Raw genomic sequence first — 21535 nt, 5'->3', positions numbered from 1 at the left:
TTTGTGCTGCAAAGGCCGCAGCATCTCATGAGCCGCTTCGTCCGCGATCGTCAGGTGTTCATCTTCGAGGAGCAGATCCCGACAGACCATCACTTGGCCTATCTCGAATATCATCCCTTCGATGGGACAGATATCGTCGCCATCCGACCGCGTATTCCTCATTGGTGGGATGAGCCCCAGCGTGAAGCGGGCTTGGCACACCTGCTCAAGACCATGTTGCGGCTCAACGGGATCGTGCGGCCGGTGCTGTGGTTCTATTCACCGATGATGTTCGGCTTTGCCCGCGATGTGGAGGCAACGGCGGTAGTTTATGACTGCATGGATGAGCTGGCCAATTTCCGTTTCGCGCCGCCGCGGCTGAAAGATCTCGAAGCGCAATTGCTTGAACGTGCGGACGTGGTGTTCACCGGAGGGCAAAGCCTCTACGCGGCCAAGCGTCACCTTCACGACAATATCCACCCGCTTCCTTCAAGCGTCGATGTGGCTCATTTCGCCAGAGTGCGTAGCGGCATGCCGCCCAGCGCTGATCTCGCCGCTCTGAGCGGCCCCAAGATCGGGTTTTATGGTGTCATCGACGAACGGATCGATCTCAAGCTCCTGGACGAGGTCGCGGCCGCGCGTCCCGAATGGTCTGTGGTGTTGGTGGGACCCGTCGCCAAGCTTCGGCCTGAAGAATTGCCACGGAGACCGAACCTCCACTTTCTCGGACAACGTTCCTACGGCGAGCTGCCCGCTTATCTTTCCGGCTGGGACGTTGCGATCATGCCCTTCGCGATCAATGATGCCACGCGCTTCATCAGCCCGACGAAAACCCCGGAATACCTCGCCGCCGGAAAACCGGTCGTGTCCACGCCCGTTGTCGATGTGGTCGCTAGTTATGGCGATCTTCCCGGCGTTTTCATTGCGGCCACCGCAGCCGAGTTCATTCTCGCCTGCGAAAACGCCTTGGCCCTTAAGGCATCGGACTGGCAGCCTGCGGTTGATGAAAAGCTTGCAGGCATGTCCTGGGATCACACTTTCGATCGTATGTCTGACCTGCTGGACCAGGTGATAACCAGCAACAGCCAGCCTGTTCTACGCACGCCTGCAGTCCATCCCGGTCGGCGTGCCGACGCTTATGACGTGGTGATTGTTGGGGCGGGATTCGCTGGCTCGGTGCTGGCCGAGCGGCTTGCGTCGGATGGCGGCAAACGTGTGCTCCTTTGCGATAGACGCTCTCATATCGGCGGTAACGCCTATGACCACCACGACGCCGCCGGCATCCTGGTGCACAAATACGGTCCGCACATCTTTCACACCAACAGCACAGATATCGTAGACTATTTGTCGCGCTTTACCGAATGGCGTCCCTACGAGCATCGTGTCCTCGCTGCGGTGGATGACAAGCGTGTGCCGATGCCGATCAATCGCACCACGCTCAATCTCCTCTATGGTCTGGACCTCAAAGACAGTTCCGCTGCCGAGGAATTTCTCCGCAGCCGCGCCGAGCCGGTCGCGGAGTTGCGGACGTCCCGCGATGTAGTGATCAACCAGATCGGCTCAGAACTTTATCGCACCTTTTTTGAGGGCTATACACGCAAGCAGTGGGGCCTTGATCCGAGCCAGCTCGACAAAGCAGTCACTGCGCGCGTCCCAACCCGGTTTTGCACCGACGATCGCTATTTTCTCGACAGTTTTCAGGCCATGCCGCTGAATGGCTATACGGCCATGTTTGAGAATATGCTCGACCATGATCGGATCGACCTGCAGCTCGGTGTCGATTTTGCTGACATCCGCAGGGAGAACCTTGCGCCGCGGATTATCTATACCGGCCCCATAGATGAGTACTTCGATCACCGTTTCGGCGCGTTGCCTTATCGTAGCCTTGCATTCAAGCACGAAACGCTCGACCAGCGCCGCTTTCAGCCCGTGGCCGTGGTGAATTTCCCCGATGAGGCCGTGCCCTATACTCGGATTACCGAATACAAACATCTGACCGGTCAGGTGCACCGCCAGACCAGTATCAGCTATGAATTTCCACAAGAGCACGGCGATCCCTACTATCCCATTCCTCGCCACGAAAATGCCGCGCTTTACAAACGGTATGCCGCGCTCGCCAATGAGCATCCAGAGGTCAGTTTCGTCGGCAGGCTGGGGACCTATCGCTACTACAATATGGATCAGGTGGTAGGTCAGGCCCTGGCGCATTACCGCCGCATGAGCCAGCCGGCTTCGGCCCTGGCCGAGGTCCTGTCATGAGGCCGGTGCTGGTACTGGCCACAGACAGCCTCGAACCCTCGGGCCTCGGCACCCATATGGTCACGCTCGGCCGCAGCCTTGTCGATCACTATGACATCGTCATTGCCTGCCAGGATGACGAGAGCGGCCTAGCCTTTCTCGGATCGGCGGCACGGTGGGGGCTCAGGATAAAGAGCTTCTCTCCTGGTGACTTGCAGGGTTTTCGCCGTTGGCTCAAAACAAGCGAGGCGGCTCTACTCCATGTCCATGCGGGCATTGGCTGGGAGGGACATGATCTCGTTCGGCTCGGCAAGGCCGCTGGTTTGCCGGTTCTGAGAACCGAGCATCTGCCCTATCTCCTGACCAGCAAGGTGCAGCAGGCAGAATACGCCGCCATGCTACTTTCGGTCGATCGCGTCATCGCCGTCTCGCAGGACGTCGCCCACACATATGCCGATAGTGTGGGATGGCCCCGCATCGCCGTAATTCCCAACGGCATAGTGCCGCCCGCATCCTCCCATGCCAGTCGCGCCACCGTGCGCGCCGAGCTTGGTCTGGATGAGATCGCGCCACTTGTCCTGACCGTTGCGCGGTTCACGACGCAAAAGGACTACGCAAGTCTTTTACGGGCCGTGCCCCAGGTATTGCTTCAGCATCCAGAGGCGCGCTTTGTCTTCGTCGGCGACGGGCCAGAGCGCGAGTGTATCGCCGAAAGCGTTTTTGAGGCGGGACTGGAAAGATCCGTCACCCTTCTCGGGCGTCGGGAAGACGTGCCGGAGCTGCTGGCTGCTGCGGACCTATTCGTCCTACCGTCGCTGTTCGAGGGCCTGCCGCTGGTGCTACTCGAAGCCATGGCGGTCGGCGTTCCCATCGTAGGCACCGCCGTCGCGGGGATCATCGAGGCCGTCGGCAGAGACCATGCCTTTCTCGTTGAAGCGGGGGATTCAATGCTGCTCGCCGCCACTATCGGCATTGCCCTCGGCGATACTCTCTCTGCGCGCGTTGCGGCCGACGCGGCGAGATCTCGCTTCCTTCGCCACTTCCAGGCTGATCGCATGGCCAAGCAGACCTCGGTGCAATATGCCGACCTGTTGGCCGCATCACTACTCACCTCACAGGCTCTGATTTCATGACCAAGACGCGTGTCGGCTTTATCGGCGTGGGGGGAATTGCCCAACGCCACCTTGGCGTGCTGGAAAGCCTGCCGGATGTCGAATTGGTCGGGTTTGCCGATCCCGATTTCAACCGCGCTGTGGATGCTGCCGCGCGATACGGCGCCCGCGCCTATGGCGATCACGACGGCCTGCTGGCGGACATGACCCTGGATGCGGTCTATATCTGCATCCCGCCCTTTGCTCACGGCGCCGTCGAGCGGGCAGTCATCGCCCGAAAACTGCCATTCTTGGTCGAAAAGCCTATCTCGCTTGAGATTGGCCTTGCCGAACAACTCGCTGCTGAGATAGCCGCGGCTGAACTGGTCACCGCGGTGGGCTATCACTGGCGCTATCTCGACACCGTCGACGAGACTCGGCGCATCCTTTCGGAGCGGCCCGCGCAATTGCTGTCCGGCTATTGGCTCGACCAGACCCCACCGCCGCAATGGTGGTGGCATGCTGATAAGTCCGGCGGTCAGATGGTGGAGCAGGCCACCCACATCCTCGACCTAGCGCGCTACCTCGTCGGCGATGTCACGTCGGTCTACGGTCTGGCCGGCCACACGGCACGACCAGATTTTCCGGACCTAGATGTCCCCACGGTCAGCACGGCAAGCCTCAAATTCGCGTCCGGAGCCATCGCGAATTTCAGCTCTACCTGCCTCCTGCGCTGGGGGCATCGCGTCGGCCTTCATCTCTTCGGCGATGGCATAGCGCTCGAACTGACCGACCATGACATCATGATCGATGTCGGCGCTGGCCGCCCTGTTCGCCATGCGGAGGGCGATCCGGTGTGGCGGGAGGACCGCGACTTCATCGATGCAGTGCGGGGAGGGGCCAATCGCATCCGCTGTTCCTATAGCGAAGCGCTCAAGACCCATCGCATCGCCCTCGCTATTACCGAGTCGGTCCGCACAGGCCAGCCCGTCTCGCTGCAGGCTGCGGAGTAGGCATGAGCATCCGACACATTCGCTCGCTTGGGATAGAACGGCCCGGCAAAGCCTACCATTTTGCCTATGACGAAGGCCCGCCCGGGCCGGGTCAGGTCCGGCTGCAGACGCTCTACTCCGGATTTTCCGCCGGCACAGAGCTCACCTTCATGAAGCGCACCAATCCCTATTTCCACTCGCGCTGGGATGCCGAGCGGGGCGTGTTCTTTGCGGGTGAATCGGGCCTCGATTACCCCGTGCCCTTCCTCGGCTATATGGAGGTCGCGAGGGTAATAGACAGCCAAAGCCCTGCCTTTCGCAACGGCGACATCGTCGCGTCAACCTATGGCCACAAGAGCGGCCACACCGCTGACCCGTCACGGGATGTCCTGATCCAGCTGCCTGACACCTTTGATCCTATCCTCGGCGTACTCGTCGGGCAGATGGGCCCGATCGCCGCCAATGGCATCCTCCACGCCGATGCGGAAATCTTTGGCCAGCAAGTGAGCAAGCTAGGGCAGGGGGTTGCAGGCCGGTCGGTCATCGTCATCGGCGCCGGTCCGGTCGGGCTGATGACGGCTCTCTTCGCCCAGCAAGCGGGCGCGGCAGAACTGATAGTGGCCGACCCTTCGCCTTATCGTCGCCGTAGGCTCGATGCCATGGGAATTGCCTCCATGGATGAGGACGCAGCCTGGAACCACGCCAAGACCCACTGGCACAGCGGCTCCGATCGCGGTGCCGATTTTGTCTTCCAGACCCGCGCACATGCCCAAAGCCTCCATGCGGCGCTTCGTTCGTTGAGACCCCAGGGCACTGTCATCGATCTCGCCTTCTATCAGGGTGGCGCCGAGGCCCTGCGACTTGGCGAGGAGTTTCACCATAATGGCCTCGCCATAAAGTGCGCGCAGATCAACCGCGTGCCACGCGGCCTTGCCCACCAGTGGGACCGGCGCCGCCTGGCGCTGGAAACGGTGAGTTTGCTGGAAGCAGTCGGCGAGACCGTCAAGCGCGAAATGATCACGCACATTGTGCCCTTTGACGACGCACCAGCATTTCTCGCTGAACTGGTCGAAACGCGCCCCGAATTCCTGCAGATCGTCTTCAAGGTGGCAGATTGAAGTCCGAACCGACGCGCATCCTGTTTGTATTTGCATGGCTCGTGGTCGGGGGCGAAGAGACCGAAGTGCGTCTTCTCGCGCGCCACCTCCACCCGGAGCGCTATCGCATCGATGTGGTTGCCTGCTTCCATAAGCCAGGAATGCCGGAGCAGACCCACGCGCAATTGCGCGCGCTCGGCGTCGATGTCGATACAGTGCCCTACAGCCTGAGCTTTGAGGACACCATCGACTATCTTTCTCGCAAAGTGGCGACCTATGACCTCGTTATCTCATGTCAGAATGTCGCCGATATCTATCCCGCACTCGAACGTGCACACCTGCGCCCGCCGCTCATCGAACACGGAGGTCTGGTGTCCGAAGCACTTGCCGGGCCGAAACACCTGACGAACCGCTATGTTGGCGTCTGCCGCTCCATTCGAGACGCAGCAGCCTCCAAAATGGGCGACCGCGGCCATCACGCCCTTGAAATCCCCTCAATGGTAGACCTTGGCGAGTTCCACCCGGACCGCCGCCATGCAACGCGAGCGGCTCTTGGTCTGACTTCTGCCACGCCAGTCATCGGTTGGGTGGGCCGCCTCGACGCCAAGAAGCGTGTCGAAGATTTCATTGAGGCCGCGGCAATCACGCATCGCCTCCACAAGGACGTAGTCTTCCTCGTAATTGGCGGGCCAGATGCCTTCATGCCGGAATATGCCGACCACCTGCGCGATCTCGCGCAACAGGCCGGGCTAGGAACAGCGCTGCGCTTTCTCGGTGATCGCACCGATGTGCCGGATTTGCTCCAAGCACTCGATATCTTCGTCTGGCTTTCAGAAGGTGAGGGTATGCCGCATGTGATCGCCGAGGCCGGTGCCGCGGGCCTCCCGGTCATCGCCACGCCCGACAATGGGGCACGCCAACAGATTGAGTCCGGGGTTTCCGGCCTCTTTGTTCCACACCGGCAGCCGGATGAAGTCGCAAAGGCCATGCTCACTCTTCTCGATGCGCCTGAGAAACGGCGAGCTCTCGGAAGCGCCCTCCGCGCCAAGGTACTCGCAACCTACAGCGCCGAAGTCGTGGTGCCGCAATGGCAGCGCCTCATCGATGAAGTTGTTGCAGAACGCCGGCCTGCGTCCCCGGCGAAACTCTTCCAGTCCTACTTTCAGGCCGGGTTCGAGTGCTCCACCCACCGGCTGAGGAATGGGAAACGCCTCGATATCATTGCCTCAAGCGAGCATGACCGGCACGCCGAGGCCGACTACAGGCAACTAGGTAGTCTCGGCATACGCACTGTCCGGGACGGCTTTCGCTGGCACGCCATTGAGACAACGCCCGGCCACTACGACTGGTCCAGCATCACGCCCATGCTTCAGGCCGCCCACGACAGCGGAACCCAGGTGATCTGGGACCTCATGCACTATGGCTGGCCCGATGATCTCGACATCTGGCAACCAAATTTCGTGGACCGATTCACCAAGTTCGCGAAGGCCGCGGCGCGCCTCGTGCGCGAGCACAGCGACCAAATTCCCTTCTATTGCCCGGTCAACGAAATCTCTTTCACCGCTTGGGGCGGCGGCGATGCGAGCTATCTCAATCCGTTCGGCCGCGGCCGGGGCTTTGAACTTAAAGTCCAACTGGCGCGGGCATCCATTTCAGCCATGCGCGCCATTCTCGACGTCGATCCTCGTGCGCGCTTCGTCCACGCTGACCCGGCGATCAATGTGGTGACGGCGCCCGAGCGGCCCCATGATTTCTGGGCGGCCGAGGGCCACCGTCAGGCACAATACCAGGGCTGGGACATGCTGGCCGGCATAGCCTGGCCGCAGCTTGGCGGTGAACCGCGGCTCCTCGATATTGTTGGGGTGAATTACTACTCCAACAATCAATGGATCCACGGCGGCCCGACGCTTGACAAGGAGCATGTTCTCTATCGTCCCCTACATCGCCTCTTGATGGAAATTCACGGTCGTTATGGCAGGCCAATCGTCATCGCTGAGACTGGCATCGAGTTCGAAGCCCGCCCATTCTGGCTCGCCTATGTCGCGGGCGAAGTCGATCAAGCCCGAACAAAGGGCGTCCCGGTTGAGGGCATCTGCCTCTACCCCATCCTCAACCATCTCGGCTGGGATGACGACCGCCCGTGCCAGAACGGTTTGCTCGAACATGAGAGATCCAGCGATGGACGTGCGCTCTATCGGCCCCTGGCGGACGAGTTGAGGCTGCAACAGAAGAAGTACAGGGCTCATTGCGCGGCGATTGGCCCTTGATCCCATCTCTACTGCCGGAACGAACGGCTTACGAGCGTTTCTCCACCGACAGATCAGGGGCCGCGGGTGCTTCTGAAGGGCTGGCCATGCGCTGGGCGATGATGGCGCAGACGATGAGCTGGAGCTGGTGGTAGAGCATCAGCGGCAGGATGATGAGGCTGAGCGGGCCGCCGGCGAAAAGGATATTGGCGATGGGGACGCCGGAGGCGAGGCTCTTGGTGGAGCCGCAAAAGAGCATCGATTTGCCGTCTGGGTCCTCGAACCCGACAGCGCGGCCGAACCAGGCGGAAAGCGCCAGAACGATGGCGAGCATCAGGCAAACCAGTACCATGATAGCCGCCAGCTGGGAGAGGCCGACCTGCGTCCAGACGCCGGCAACCATGCCGGCGCTGAACGCCGCATAAACGATGAGGAGGATCGAGCCGCGATCGACGACCAGCGAGATCATCTTGTGCCGATTGATCCACTCTCCGATCAGGGGTCGGCACAGCTGGCCCAGCCCGAAGGGCAGCACGATCTGGATGGCAATGTTGATCACCGCAGCGGTATTGAGACCACCGTCGCCCGCTTGAAGAATGAGCGTGGCGAGGAGCGGGGTAAGAACAACCCCCAGCAGATTGGAGACCGCTGCGGCGCAGACGCTGGCCGCCACATTGCCCTTGGCGAGCGCGGTGAAGGCAATCGAGGACTGCACCGTGGAGGGCAGGATGCCGATATAGATGAGGCCGATGGCGAGCTCGTCGGTGATGAACTCGCGCCCGGCAAAGGCAAGGGCGAGCGCGATCAGCGGAAACACCAGATAGGTCAAGCCGAGGATGCTGAGCTGAAGTGGCCAGTTGGCAAAGCCGGCGATCACCGCTTCGGACTTGAGCTTGGCCCCATAGACGAAAAACAGCAGGGCGACAGCGTAATAGGCTGCCTGTCCAACAAACTCTGCAAAAGGCCCGCGCGCCGGCAGGATGCATGCAAGCACGACGACACCGAGCAGCATGATGAGATAGGCATCAATGCCGAACTTCTTGAGGGCCGATTGCAGAGCCATTTGGGATACCTAGAGTGCTGCGGTGATGACGACTTCGATCAGGCGACGCGGGTCGCCCAGATCGGCAACGCCGACGGTGCAACGGCAGGGGAGGTCTTCCCCGAGCCATGCGAGCCAGGCGCGGTCCATGTCGGGCTTCTTAGTCATGTCGGTGACAAAGATCTGGGCGCGAATAATCTTGGTCTTATCCGAGCCGGCTTCCTTGAGGAAACCCTCAATTTTTTCGCAGATCTGGCGGGTCTGGTCTTCCATGCCGACGTCGATGTCGTTGGCCCCCAGGCCCGACGTGTAGACGACGCCATTATGAATGGTCACGGCGTGCAGGGACTTACCCTTCTTGATGCGGTCCAACGCTATTCTCCTTGTGTGATTGGTCAGTAGCCGACGGCCATGCCGTCCTTGCGGTGGTCTGAGCCACCGATATATCCCTCGCCAAGTCGATGGATGAGCTGGGCGCCGCCAAAGGCAAAGCTCTCATCCGGGCTCTCGCGCATCACTTCGTGCCCGAAGGCCTCGAGCTCCGCGACGGTTTCCGCTGCCATGGTCCACTCGACGGCGAGCTTCTTGCCCTTGACGAAGCGCCAGCGGGGGGCATCGCTCGCCGCTTGCGGGTTCTGGCCGCTGAGTTGGGTCCGGACGACCATCTGCACATGGCCCTGGGCCTGCATAGGTCCACCCATGACGCCAAAGCTCATGAGGGGCGCGCCGTCGCGCATCAGGAAGCCGGGGATGATGGTGTGGAACGGGCGCTTGTTGGGCCCGATCTGGTTGGGGTGGCCTTCTTCAAGCGTGAAGCCGGAACCGCGGTTCTGCAGGTGAATGCCGGTTCCCGGCACCGCAACGCCGGACCCGAAGCCGGAATAATTGGACTGGATGTAGGAGACCATCATCCCGTTGGCGTCGGCCGTGGTGATGTAAACCGTGCCTCCCGCTACCGGCGCTCCGGCTCCGAAATCCTGCGCGCGCGCGGGATCGATCAGCTTTGCCCGTGACTGGAGATAGGACTTTTCGAGCAGCGCTTCGACCGGGACGCGCATGGTCTGCGGATCGGAGACAAAGCGTTCGGCGTCGGCCGTTGCGAGCTTGATTGCCTCGATCTGGTAGTGGAACGACTGGGCGCTGTCCGGGCCAAAGGCGTCGAGCGGCAGGTGTTCAAGCATGCCCAGTGCCATCAGCGCGACGATGCCCTGCCCACTAGGCGGGATTTCATGCAGGGTCACATCGCGGTAGTTCATCGCGATGGTGCCACACCAGTCATTGCGGTGGTTGGCGAGGTCGGCCGCCGTGAGAGCCGCGCCATGCTGGGCGGCAAATGCCGCGATCTGTTCGGCGAGCGCCCCACGGTAGAAAGCTTCGCCACGCGTCTCGGCAATGGCGCGCAGAGACGCCGCGAGCGGTGCGTTGCGGAAGATTTCGCCTGGACCCGGGGCCTTGCCCGCGGGCAGAAAAGTCTCGGCAAAGCCAGGATGGTCCTTGAGCAGCGCGCCGCCCTTGGCCCAGAGTTCGGCAATGGTCGGCGAAACGGCGAAGCCATTTTCAGCATAATCGATTGCCGGAGCGAGCAGCGCCGCAAAATCGAGCTTGCCGAAGCGGCTTGAGAGGTCGACCCAGGCCGAGACAGCACCCGGCACGGTCACACTTTCCCAGCCGCGAACCGGCATGCGGTCCTGTCCGGCAAAACGCTCCGGTGTCCAGGCAGCAGGCGACCGGCCGGAGGCGTTGAGGCCATGCAGCTCTTGTCCGTCCCAGACAATAGCGAAGGCGTCGCTGCCGAGGCCATTGCCCGTGGGTTCGACGACCGTCAGGGTCGCGGCAGCGGCGATCGCGGCATCGATGGCGTTGCCGCCCCTGGCGAGAGCTGCCAGTCCCGCCTGAGCAGCGAGAGGCTGGGACGTGGCCACCATGTTGCGCGCCATGACGGGACGACGCGGCGCCCCATAAGGGGTGGCGTAAGAAAACTCGGTCATATTACCACCCTGCTACTGCCGTCGGGCGGCGTGAGTCCGAACCGCCTTCGAGCGTCCCGGCGTTGAAATTCTTGAGGATCGAGCAGACCCCGCCTGCGGCGTATTCCCAGTCTTTCCAGTATTTTACGTCGTGACCCTTGGCGGCGAGCTGGTCGCCGATCGCGGGGTCGATGCGGGCCTCGAGCTTGAGCAGCCCGGGGTCATACGAATGGGGAATGGAAGAGCGGGGGTAGGAGAAGGTCGCAAAGCGCGGCGCGTCCACGGCCTCCTGCATGGTCATGCCGAAAACGTGCAGATTGAGATAGGTCTGCAGCATCGCCTGCGGCTGGACGTCATTGCCCGGCGAACCAATCGGCATGATCCATTCCCCTTTCTTGCGCGCAAACGCAGGGGCAGGGGTCAGGCGCGGACGGCGGCCGGGTCCGGCGACGGCGGGGGCGCGGGGGTCAAGGAACGATTGAACGCCGCGCGCCGAGGGCACAAAGCCGAGGCCGGGGATGACTGGCGCGCCCACAGAGCCGTCGCTGGGCGTTGCCGAGAAGGCGTTGCCGTGCCGGTCAACGACGCAGACATAGGACGTGTCGAGTTCACCGGGATCGCGCCGGCCATTGCGCGGATCCGGATCAGGATTACGGCCCCAGTTCGACGGCAGACCTGCCTCGGGCATGCCAGGGTGGGCAGCCTCGGTATCGATCAGCTTGCGGCGCTCGGCGGCATACTCGGGGCTGAGCAGCTTGGCGAGAGGGACGTCGACGAAATTGGGGTCGCCATAGAGTTCGTGCCGGTCGCCATAGGCCAGCTTCATCGTCTCGACGAGGAGATGAATGTATTCGGCGCTGTTGTGACCGAGCGCGCGCAGGTCGATGCCGTCCAGCATGGCAAAGGTCTGGCCGAGCACTGGTCCCTGGCACCACGGGCCGCAGGTAAAAATGTCGGCGTCGCCGAACTGCACCGCCGCAGGCTTCTCGACCTCGACGCGGAAATTGGCAAGATCATCTTCCCGCATCCAGCCGCCGTGCTCGCGGTGATAGGAGACGATGGCCTTGGCAATGTCACCCTTGTAGAACGCGTCGCGAGCTGCGCTGAGCCCGGTGGCGCGGCCACCCTTGGCAGCAGCAGCACGCTCTTCGTCGATCATATAGGAGATGGTGTTGGCGAGGTAGGACTGCACCAGGATATCGCCGGCCTTCGGCGGTTTCCCGCCCGGCAGGTAGATCTCCGCATTGGCCGGCCAGCGTCGGTATTCTTCCTCGTGGTCGGCGATGATCTCCGCCATCAGCGAGGGAACGGGAAAACCGTCGCGGGCGAAGCGCAGGGCCTGGGCCGCACACTCGCCAAACGACATCGTTCCATAGCGCTCAAGCGCGGTAATCCAGCTATCCGGTGCTGCCGGCACAATCGTGCGCAGCAGGCCCGGCGGCATCTTGTTGCCGTGCTCCGTCCGAAAGAGGCTGGCATCGGTGAGGGCAGGCCAGGTGCCCAGCCCGCTGATCGAAATGACCTCGTCAGTCTCGGCCCAATAGATCATGGTCGGAGCGACGCCGCCAAAGCAGACGTATTCGCTCTGCACGACGCCAAGGGTGATGCCCCCGGCGACGCCGGCATCGATGGCGTTGCCGCCGGCCTCAAGAACCTGCAGGGAAACCTGCGCGGCGAGATAATGACCGGCGGCAGCCATGTGCCTGGTGCCGATATGGCGCGTGCGGTGCGGTGCGACTGACGATTGTGTCATGGTGGCGTCAGGCTCCAACGGCGTAGGGAGCGAGATCGATGTCGGTCGCTTGGCCCATGGCCAGCTGGGTCAGGAGCTTGCCGGCCAGCGGGCCCATGGTGAGGCCGCCGGCACCGAGGCCGTTGCCGATCAGCACATTGTCGAAGCCGGGTAGGGCGCCGATCAAGGGCTTGTAATTTTCGGCCATCGGGCGGAGGCCGATGCGCGTCTCGATATGGGTGGCGTCGGAGAGGCCCGGAGCGAGGTCGAGGGCGAAGTTAAGCACTTCGGCCTGTCCACCTGCGGTGAGGCGATAATCGAACCCGACGCCGTTTTCGCGGGTCGCACCGGCAACGACGCGATTGTCGTCGAACGCCAGCATGTAGTGCGAGACCTGCGGCAGCAGCACCGGCCAGTCGATGGTTTCTTCCTTGACGCCCAGATGCACGATCTGACCACGCTGCGGTTCAACGGGAATGGTCGCGCCGATTGCGGTCAGGGCCTGGTTGGCCCAGGCGCCGGCGGTGACGATGACCATGTCGGCTGCAATGGCCTTGCCATCGAGGCTCACGCTTGCCTTGCCGTCCCTGCTCTCGATGTCGGCGTGGCCCTGGCGGAAAATCGCGCCATTGGCTTCAGCGGCGCGACGCATCGCACCCGCAATGGCGCGCGCTTCGACGCGTGCACCACCGGGAATGTGGAGGGCCATCAAGCCATCGCGTAGCGGGGGGAACATCTGCTTGGTCTCGGCAGCGCTGACCCGGCGGACGGCGCCCGCTTCAGGAACATCGGCAACACGCGGAAGAACGCGCGCTTCGATTTCGGCCAGCTGCTCTTCGGTTTCGGCCAGCACCAGCGCGCCAACCTGGCGGTAGCCAAACTCGGTCTCACCACGCGCGGCAAGACCTTCCACCAGCGGGCGGTAATAGGCGCCGCCAGCAGCATAGAAGCGGTAAAAATCAGGGTCAGTGACCTTCGTGGCCCAGGGGCAGACAATGCCTGCGCCGGCTAGGGTCGCCTTGCCCTGATGCGCCTCATCAATGACCGTCACCTCGACATTGTCGCGCTGGCTCAGATGGTAAGCCGCGCTGGAGCCCAGGATACCTGCACCGACAACTACGATACGCATGGGAATACCTTTCAGAAAATCAGCGACTACGGGGATCGAAAGCGTCCCGAAGTCCGTCGCCGAGCAGATTGAAACTGAGAACTGTGAGGAAGATCATCATGCCCGGCCAGGCGGCGATCCACGGTGCCGTGGACAGCGAGCGTTGCGCCGTGTTGAGGATCGAACCCCAGGATGCTGCCGGCGGCTGCTGACCAAGGCCGAGGAACGACAAGCTGGCTTCCGAAATAATGGCCGCAGCGATGGTGAGGGTTGCCTGGACGATCAGCGCCGGCAGCACATTGGGCAGTACGTGCCGGAAGGCGATGCGCGCGTGAGAATTGCCCATCGACCGGGCCGCCTCCACATAATCCTCGGACTTGACGCTGATCACCTGGCCACGGGTCAGGCGGACAAAGAGAGGGGCTGCCGTCACGCCGATCGCGATCATCGAGTTGATGAGGCTCGGCCCGAGAAAGGCCGCCAGCGAAATCGCGAGGATGAGGAACGGCATGGCCAGCATGGCATCGGCAACGCGGCTGATACCGACGTCGGCCCAGCCGCCGAAATAGCCGGCAATGATACCCAGGGGCACGCCGATGGCGATGGCGATCACCACCGAGATCAGCCCGGCCAGAAGCGAAGCGCGCGCGCCATAGATGATGCGGGCAAACATGTCGCGTCCGAGTTCGTCGGTGCCGAACCAGTGCAACAGGCTCGGCCCTTGGCGGATGGCGGTGTAGTCCTGAGCATTGGGGTCAAAGCTGGTGACGACAGGCGCAAAGATCGCGGCGAGGACGACGAGGACGATAAAGCTCAGGCCGACAATTGCGCCCTTATGCCGGAACAGGCGCTTGGCGAACTGGCCGAACCGGTTTTCGTGATCAGCAGGCATGGTGGGGCTGGTTGCGTTGGTCATGGTCCTAGCCCCGCAATTTGGGGTTGGCGAGCATGTAGCCGATGTCGGCCAAGAGGCTCAAAATTACGTAGACAAGCGCCGTGACCAGCACCACGCCCTGAACGACGGCATAATCCCGGTTGTAGACGGCATCGACGATCAGCTTGCCGAAACCGGGGATGTTGAAGATCTGCTCGGTCAGCACGGCGCCACCCAGAAGGCTGCCGAATTCAAGCGCACCAAGGGTGATGATCGGGGTCAGCGCATTGCGCATGGCGTGGCGAATGACGACGGTCTTCTCATCAAGGCCCTTGGCGCGGGCCGTGCGGACATAATCGCTCTGCAACGCCTGCAGCATGGCCGAGCGCGTATGGCGCATGATGACGCCGGCGATGGCACTGCCCAGGACGATGGAGGGCATGAGCAGGCTGAGGAACGAGCGAACGGGATCCTCGAATGGGCTGACATAGCCGGAGGCCGGTAGCCAGTTGAGGGTGACCGAGAAGACCAGGATCATCATGATCCCGAGCCAGAAATTGGGCACCGAGATACCGGCCAGCGCGAAGACATTGGCGCCGTAATCCCAGGCACTGCGCTTCTTGACTGCGGCAATCACGCCGGCGACGAGCCCGACGCCGAGCGCCAGCACCATCGCCATAACGGCGAGCTGCAGGGTCACGGGCAGGCGCGAGGCGATGAGATCAAGCACCGGACGACGCATGCGCATGGACTGCCCGAGGTCGCCCTGCAAGACGCCTCCGATCCAGTCGAAATATTGCAGCGGCAGGGGGCGGTCGAGCCCATATTGCTGCCGGATCTGCTCGATCAGCTCCGCTCCGGCTTCTTCGCCCGCAAGGGCAATCGCGGGATCGCCGGGCAACAGGCGTTGCAGCAGGAAGATGATGACCGACAGGATCAGCAGCGTCGGGATGATTTCAAGAAGCCGTTTTCCGATCAAGCGGATCATGGTTCTGTCCCTTTCGTGCTGTCGGCGCGGAAGGCTGCGAAGAGGCGCTCGAGACGCGGATCCACCTGGGCTGCGCTTGCGAGATCGTCGGGCGGCGGAAGCTCATCCTGAAAATGGCAGGCGGCGGGCTGGCGACCATTGCTGCTGACGAGGCGAGGGCGCTCCTGCTTGCACAGTTCCTGCGCAAAGGCGCACCGCGTGTGGAAATGGCACCCTGAGGGCGGATTGAGCGGGCTGGGCATGTCGCCTTCGAGCGGGCGCATATTGTCTCGACCGGCCGGATCTGGTTGCGGGATCGAGGCAATCAGCGCGCGCGTATAGGGATGGCGCGGCCGCACGAACACATCCTCGGTGTCGCCGATCTCGACGATCCGGCCGAGATACATCACCGCGACGCGGTCGGCGATGTGCCTGACCACCGAGAGATCATGCGAGATGAAGAGATAGGTGAAGCCGAACTGCTTCTGCAGGTCTGCCAGTAGGTTAAGCACCTGCGAGCGGATCGAGACGTCGAGTGCCGAGACCGGCTCATCACAGACCACCAGTTCAGGCTGGGACGCGAGAGCGCGGGCGATGACGATGCGCTGGCGTTGTCCGCCGGAAAATTCGTGCGGATACCGGTGCATGTGCTGGGGCGACAGGCCAACCGCACTCAACAGCTCCCTGACTCGGGCGGGCCGCTCTGCAGCAGGTACGATATCATGCAGCATCAGCGGCTCGGCAATGGCCTGACCGACCGTCATCCGCGGATTGAGCGAGGAGAACGGGTCCTGGAACACCAGCTGCACCCGCTTGCGCAGCGACAGCAGCGCCTTGCCGCTAAGGGTGGAAATATCCTCCCCCGAGAGTTCGGCCGTTCCGCCTGTGGGTTCGATCAGCCGCATGATCAGCCGGCCGAGCGTGGACTTGCCACAGCCAGACTCGCCCACCAGCGCCAGGGTTTCACCACGCGCGATCTCGAACGAAACGTCGTCGACGGCCCGGACGGTCTTGAGCGGACGGCCAAAAATCGTCCGTTCGGCAACGAATTCCTTGGAGAGCTTATCCACCTTGAGCAAGTTCATGACGCCAGTGTCTCCAGGGGCGTGCGCCAGCAACGGGAGGTGCGGGTCTCGGACAGCTTCACCAGCGGAGGCGGTGTATCGCATTTTTCGATCCGGAACGGGCACCGATCGGCAAAGCGGCATCCGCCCGAGCGGGCGCCCGGCGCGGGCATAGAGCCCTCGACCACCGGCAGGCGCGTCTTGCGTTCACCGAATTTGGGCAGCGAACCGAGCAGGCCAACCGTGTAGGGGTGCTGCGGAAAGGCAAAGAGATCTTCCACCGGTGCCTGTTCCACCACCTGGCCGGCATACATGACGACGACGTCGTCGCAGACCTGGGCAACCACACCCAGATCATGGGTAATCAGGGCGATGGCCGCGCCGGTTTCTTCGCGCAGCTTGCCGATGAGATAGAGAATTTGTGCCTGGACGGTCACATCGAGCGCGGTCGTCGGCTCGTCGGCGATCAGCAATTGCGGCTCGCAGGCCAAGGCCATGGCGATCATAACGCGCTGCCGCATGCCGCCGGAAAGCTTGTGCGGATAGTCGTCATAGCGCCGTTCGGGCGAAGGAATACGGACCAACTTGAGCAGGTCGATGGCGCGGGCGCGCGCCTGATCCTTGTCGAGATCTTTGTGCCGGATCAGCGACTCCGAGATCTGCATTCCAACCGTGTAGGCTGGATTGAGCGATGTCATCGGTTCCTGGAAGATCATGGCGATACGATTGCCACGGACATCCCGCCAGGCTGCTGGACTTTGCTGGAGCAGGTCCGTGCCGTCGAATTCGGCTGATCCGCCGACTGCGACGCCGTCACCGAGAAGGCCCATGATGGCGAGCGAGGTGACACTCTTTCCACTGCCGGATTCGCCGACAATGCCCAGCGTACGGCCCGGACTGATGGAAAAGCTCACGTCATCGACGACGGTTGACTGCTCTTCTGTTCCCTTGGCGAAGGTAACAGAGAGGTTGCGTATATCGAGCAGACTTCGAGTAGGATCAGTCACGCTTGCCCCGTGGCACTAGTGCGTTCTGCAGATGAATGCCGGCGCACCCGATGGGTACGCCGGCAGAGGCATTAGTCGCGGGAGACGCCGTCGAGGCGGATGATGCCATCGGGATAGGCGGTGAAGCCGGCGATATCGGCAGTCATCGCGTAGGCGGCGCGCTGGTTGTAGAGATAGATGCCCGGCATGTCGGCCATGATGGTCGCGATCACCTTGCGATAGATCTCCTTGCGTGCAGCATCGTCCGAGTTTGCGCGGCCTTCGGCAAAGAGGGCATCGAGGTCTTCGTTGCAATACTTGCCGGCATTGTTGGCAGCGCCACAGGCGAGAACCAGCGAAACGTTGAGGTCCGGATCCACGCGGCCGGACGAGCCGATCACGTAGGCCTCGAACTGGCCGGCGGTCGCACGGTCACGCATGGACACGAACTCGGTCGGCTCGATATTGAGGGTGATCCCAGCTTCCGACAGCATGGCCTGCATCATCTCGGCGACGGCCAGACGTTCCGGCGAGGTCGAGATCATGAGGTCGATCTCGACGCTTTCGACTCCGGCCTCTGCGAGCTTGGCACGGGCCGCTTCCACATCACGAGCCGGGACGGGGAAATCGCTGTTGTACCAGGGGCTGGTCGGCGGGAACGGCTGGTTGCCGGCGGCATAACGGCCACCGAAGACGACCTGGTTGATCGCTTCGCGGTCGATGGCAAGGTTGAAGGCCTCACGGACCGCAACATTTTCGGCGACCGTGGGGTTGGCGCCTTCGCCGTTGAGATTGAACAGGATCATCTCGTATGCGGGCTGGTCGCCGACGGCGATCTGAAGCGAGGAATCCGACTCGATCGAGGGCAGGTCGTTGGGCGCTATGTTCTCGGCCAAGTCGAGATCGCCGGAGCGCAAATTGAGCAAGCGCACATTGGTGTCCGTGATCGGCAGATAGGTCACGGTGTCAAAAGCATAGTCGTCAGCGCGCCAGTGGTCGGCGAACTTCTTGATGACCAGTCGTTCCTGAGGAAGATATTCGGCGACCGAATAGGGGCCGGCGCAGACCGGTGCATTGGCAAAGTCCTCGGCCGAAACGGCCTGGGCAGCAGTCGGCGAAACGATCATGCCAGCGCGGTCCGTCAACTGGGTGAGCAGCGACACCGAGGGGGCCTTGAGCTTGAGGACGACGGTGAACTCGTCTGCCACTTCAATGGTGTCGATGGCCGAGATTTCGCTGGCGCGGCGCGAGCCCTCGAGCGTCTTGAAGCGTTCAAGCGTGTACTTGACGGCCTCGGCATTGAATGGCGTGCCGTCGTGGAAGACCACGTCCTGGCGCAACGTCAGCGTGACTTCGGTGCCATCCGCGGACCAAGCCCATTCTGTCGCCAGCATGGGGACGAGGTTCCCCTGTGCGTCGATGTCGACCAGCTTGTCGCAGATCGACTGCAGCGAGACACGGCCGACAAAGGTCGCATTGGTCGCCGGGTCGAGCGAGCCCGGGTCGTCGCGCATGCCGATGCGGAGGTCGGAGCCAAAGGCCGTGGTGCTAACCATGAGCGCCAACACGCCTGCAGAAAGCGCAGTCTTGTAATTTGTCATCTGAAATTCCCTTGCCACCAACGGTCTCCGGTTCGCGCAATCCCCTGTTGCGATTTCGAACCATTAAGGCCATTGGTTCTACAACCAATTTGCCTGTTGATAAAACATTGGCGCAAAGGTGCCGTCAACCTAGCAATATGGCTCGATCTGAAAAACCATTTGCCTGATTGGTTGGAGTATTTCATGGTGTGCACAGCGATGAGTGCACGAGCGCAGAAGAGAATTGCGACAGATAGGGGGTACGATGGTGGGCAAGGCTCGGGGGCGCGGGGATAACGCAGAGATCTCTCAGCGCCTGAGACAAGCCATTGAGTCGGGCGAGCTCAGCGAGGGCGGTCGGTTACTTCCCGAGCGGGAGCTATGCTCGCGCCTCGAAGTGGGTCGATATGGCCTGCGCCAGGTTCTCGATCGCCTCGAGGCGGAGGGGATCATCTGGCGTCGGCAGGGGCAGGGGACCTTCATTTCCTCCATGCGGCCCCCTCGGCCGGAAGCCTTTCTGGAAGAGGCGGCCGAAACCAGTCCGGCCGAAATGATGGAAGTGCGCATAGAGTTCGAGCCCATCATGGCCCGACTCTGCGCCTTGCGGGCGTCCCGCGAACAGATCCAGGATATACGCCAGAAAGCCGACTTCGTCGCCAATGCCGATACTGCGCATGGCTTTGAAAACGCCGACTTCGCTTTTCATCGCTCCATTGCAAAGGGCGCCAATAACATCTTGCTGCTCTCCATGTATGACTTGGCAACGGCGACCCTCCGACGTGCCAATTGGCGGGTCGCCCGGCAAAACACCTTCTCACAGTCTCGGCGTAGTGAGGTTTTTCTGGAGCACGAGAACATCATCGTTGCGCTGGAAGATCGCAACCCAATTGCGGCAGAGGCAGCGATGCGCGGCCATCTTCAGTCAGTTTATGATCATCTCCAGCGGCGGCAGCAGTGATCTTGTTCTGCCCGGCGGCATCGCTGCAAAGCCCTCACCCGGTATGCGGAAATTGCGAGCTTTGGCATAGGCAGTGCTTTGCCACAGATCCAAAGGGGTCGCTGCCGACAGCGTTGATTTAGGCGACGATGGATTGCTTGGCCATGTCGGCCTTGGGTGCTGCGGCTTTGCGACCAGCAAGGATATTCAGACCAAACCAGCCACGACGAGAGGTCTGGCGTTTCGTGGACCTGCATGTACGGCTCGAGTTCCTGCTGGCGAGCAAAAAGGATTTGGTTTGCCAGTTCTGGCCGTTCATATGCGAAATCAAGCGCTTGGCTGTGGGGCACAAACGATAGGGATCAACGCACTCTTTGCAATCCTGCCCGTGTGACCAGCCAGGTCGTCAATCGGCACCCAAAGATTGGTCATGGATGCGTTGTGCTTTCTCCACTTCCGGCAGTCGAACTTCGGCCCACTCGATCATGAAGCGCAATGCGGCAAGCAATTCGCGCCCGAGGGGGGTGATCGAATAGGTGACTGTTATTGGCGTGGTGGGCTCGACCGTGCGCATGATCAGGCCGTCCCGCTTGAGAGACTGAAGCGTCTGGCTCAGCATCTTTTGTGAAATCCCGCCAATCTGTCGCTTCAGGTCGTTGAAGCGAGTGTCTTCATCACCCAGCACCAGAAGGATCAACGCGCTCCACTTGTCGCCTATGCGATCCAACAGTTTTCGGGTCGGACAGTCACTTTCAAACACGCGACCGCGTGCCGTGCGGGTTCCGTCGGAGTAACCAGGTGGGGTGAAAGTGCCGTCTTGCATGCTCAGTTCCTATCGATCACTAGGTCTCCCATAGAAACCACAGGAGATCAAATATGAAAGTTGCAATCTTGGGAGCGAGCGGCCGCGCCGGTTCGGAAATCACCAAGGAACTCGCACGTCGGGGGCACGAGGTGCTTGCTATCGACCAGAACCCTGACGCTGTTCCTCAAGCGCCAGAGGTCACGCCAGTGGCTGGTGACGCATTCGATCCGGCTGCACTCTCAAAGCTTCTCAAGGGGTGCGATGCCGTTATCAGCGCTCTGCGCTTCGATGTGCCGGCAGCAACCCTGCTTTCGGCCGTCCGGCAGGCGGGGGTCACAAGGCTATTGGTGACCGGTGGCGCTGGAAGTCTTGAGGTTGCGCCGGGTGTGCGCCTAATTGATGCGCCCAATTTCCCGGAGGAAGCAAAACCCTTTGTGATGGGTGGGATCACTTTCCTTGACGATCTTCGCTCGGAGACGGAAATCGACTGGATTTTCTTCTCTCCTCCTGCGGATTTCTTCGTTGGCCCGCGCGTTGGGCGCTACAGGCTGGGACGGGACCAGCTCGTCACCGACGCAGCTGGCGACAGCAAGATCAGCTTTGCGGACTACGCCATCGCGATGGTGGATGAACTTGAACAGCCCCAGCATAGCCGCGTACGGTTCACAGCCGCCTACTGACCGTCAGTTTGACATGGGCGATGTGAGCCCAGTTGACCGATAGGCTGAAAAACCCAACGATATCAACGCGCCGCCGGCATTTGTTTGGCGGTGGCGCGCTCCGTGGAATCCCCTCCAGAGCAGGGTCGGCTCGCGATCGGCATGGCCGAT

Annotated in this window: 18 protein-coding genes; 7 read left to right on the top strand and 11 right to left on the bottom strand. The window is 61.8% G+C overall.

Translation table 11 applies throughout. The features are described from left to right. Window positions 1–27 precede the first annotated feature (27 nt). Genes glf through N0P34_RS12135 form a run of 5 tightly spaced genes read left to right on the top strand, consistent with a single transcriptional unit; the run spans window position 28 to window position 7664 of the window. Window positions 28–2238 (top strand): UDP-galactopyranose mutase, encoded by a 2211-nt coding sequence (gene glf / locus N0P34_RS12155; RefSeq protein ID WP_275606979.1) that lies wholly within the window; start codon window positions 28–30, stop codon window positions 2236–2238. Further along, window positions 2235–3350: a glycosyltransferase family 4 protein gene (locus N0P34_RS12150; protein WP_275603498.1), complete on the top strand. Its 1116-nt coding sequence runs from the start codon at window positions 2235–2237 to the stop codon at window positions 3348–3350. Before glf ends, N0P34_RS12150 begins: the two co-directional genes overlap by 4 nt. Further along, complete coding sequence (locus N0P34_RS12145) at window positions 3347–4321, top strand: Gfo/Idh/MocA family oxidoreductase (protein ID WP_275603497.1); 975 nt, start codon at window positions 3347–3349, stop codon at window positions 4319–4321. The genes N0P34_RS12150 and N0P34_RS12145 overlap by 4 nt, the downstream gene beginning before the upstream one ends. Window positions 4322–4323: 2 nt before the next feature. Beyond that, window positions 4324–5418, top strand: coding sequence for a zinc-binding dehydrogenase (locus N0P34_RS12140; RefSeq protein WP_275603496.1), 1095 nt, complete (start codon window positions 4324–4326; stop codon window positions 5416–5418). Beyond that, complete coding sequence (locus tag N0P34_RS12135; RefSeq protein ID WP_275603495.1) at window positions 5415–7664, top strand: glycosyltransferase family 4 protein; 2250 nt, start codon at window positions 5415–5417, stop codon at window positions 7662–7664. Before N0P34_RS12140 ends, N0P34_RS12135 begins: the two co-directional genes overlap by 4 nt. A 28-nt stretch (window positions 7665–7692) precedes the next feature. Here the strand turns inward: N0P34_RS12135 and N0P34_RS12130 are convergent, their stop codons facing one another. The 10 genes from N0P34_RS12130 to N0P34_RS12085 all read right to left on the bottom strand — a co-directional run bounded on the left by N0P34_RS12130 (window position 7693) and on the right by N0P34_RS12085 (window position 18984). Beyond that, window positions 7693–8706 carry a bile acid:sodium symporter family protein gene (locus N0P34_RS12130; RefSeq protein ID WP_275603494.1) on the bottom strand — a complete coding sequence of 338 codons (1014 nt, stop codon included), beginning with the start codon at window positions 8704–8706 and terminating at the stop codon, window positions 7693–7695. 9 nt (window positions 8707–8715) lie between these two features. Continuing rightward, complete coding sequence (locus N0P34_RS12125) at window positions 8716–9057, bottom strand: RidA family protein (RefSeq protein WP_275603493.1); 342 nt, start codon at window positions 9055–9057, stop codon at window positions 8716–8718. A 23-nt stretch (window positions 9058–9080) separates the two neighbouring features. Continuing rightward, the gene (locus tag N0P34_RS12120) at window positions 9081–10673 is read right to left on the bottom strand and encodes a gamma-glutamyltransferase family protein (protein WP_275603492.1); all 1593 of its coding nucleotides are present in this window, start codon (window positions 10671–10673) and stop codon (window positions 9081–9083) included. 1 nt (window position 10674) lies between these two features. Continuing rightward, the gene (locus N0P34_RS12115; protein ID WP_275603491.1) at window positions 10675–12405 is read right to left on the bottom strand and encodes a gamma-glutamyltransferase; all 1731 of its coding nucleotides are present in this window, start codon (window positions 12403–12405) and stop codon (window positions 10675–10677) included. A gap of 7 nt (window positions 12406–12412) precedes the next feature. Then, window positions 12413–13513, bottom strand: coding sequence for an FAD-dependent oxidoreductase (locus N0P34_RS12110; RefSeq protein ID WP_275603490.1), 1101 nt, complete (start codon window positions 13511–13513; stop codon window positions 12413–12415). A 19-nt stretch (window positions 13514–13532) separates the two neighbouring features. Further along, window positions 13533–14384, bottom strand: a complete 852-nt coding sequence (locus tag N0P34_RS12105) for an ABC transporter permease (RefSeq protein WP_275606978.1) — start codon at window positions 14382–14384, stop codon at window positions 13533–13535. Window positions 14385–14412: 28 nt separating this feature from the next. Further along, window positions 14413–15354, bottom strand: a complete 942-nt coding sequence (locus N0P34_RS12100) for an ABC transporter permease (protein WP_275603489.1) — start codon at window positions 15352–15354, stop codon at window positions 14413–14415. Then, window positions 15351–16418 carry a dipeptide ABC transporter ATP-binding protein gene (locus tag N0P34_RS12095; protein WP_275603488.1) on the bottom strand — a complete coding sequence of 356 codons (1068 nt, stop codon included), beginning with the start codon at window positions 16416–16418 and terminating at the stop codon, window positions 15351–15353. The genes N0P34_RS12100 and N0P34_RS12095 overlap by 4 nt, the downstream gene beginning before the upstream one ends. Next, complete coding sequence (locus N0P34_RS12090) at window positions 16415–17404, bottom strand: ABC transporter ATP-binding protein (RefSeq protein WP_275603487.1); 990 nt, start codon at window positions 17402–17404, stop codon at window positions 16415–16417. The genes N0P34_RS12095 and N0P34_RS12090 overlap by 4 nt, the downstream gene beginning before the upstream one ends. 71 nt (window positions 17405–17475) lie before the next feature. Then, window positions 17476–18984 carry an ABC transporter substrate-binding protein gene (locus tag N0P34_RS12085; RefSeq protein ID WP_275603486.1) on the bottom strand — a complete coding sequence of 503 codons (1509 nt, stop codon included), beginning with the start codon at window positions 18982–18984 and terminating at the stop codon, window positions 17476–17478. A gap of 244 nt (window positions 18985–19228) precedes the next feature. Here N0P34_RS12085 and N0P34_RS12080 point away from each other — a divergent pair, with 244 nt between their 5' ends. Further along, window positions 19229–19921, top strand: a complete 693-nt coding sequence (locus N0P34_RS12080; protein WP_275603485.1) for an FCD domain-containing protein — start codon at window positions 19229–19231, stop codon at window positions 19919–19921. Window positions 19922–20306: 385 nt separating this feature from the next. Here N0P34_RS12080 and N0P34_RS12075 read toward each other — a convergent pair whose 3' ends face one another. Then, window positions 20307–20723, bottom strand: a complete 417-nt coding sequence (locus tag N0P34_RS12075) for a helix-turn-helix domain-containing protein (protein ID WP_275603484.1) — start codon at window positions 20721–20723, stop codon at window positions 20307–20309. Between the two features lie 53 nt (window positions 20724–20776). On the opposite strand from N0P34_RS12075, the gene N0P34_RS12070 reads away from it, so the two are divergent. After that, window positions 20777–21385, top strand: coding sequence for an NAD(P)-dependent oxidoreductase (locus tag N0P34_RS12070; RefSeq protein ID WP_275603483.1), 609 nt, complete (start codon window positions 20777–20779; stop codon window positions 21383–21385). The last annotated feature ends 150 nt before the right edge of the window (window positions 21386–21535 follow it).

Origin of the sequence: Devosia sp. FJ2-5-3, assembly GCF_029201545.1 — a bacterium.
Taxonomy (GTDB): Bacteria; Pseudomonadota; Alphaproteobacteria; order Rhizobiales; family Devosiaceae; genus Devosia.
This window is presented reverse-complemented; position numbering and strand designations above follow the sequence as displayed.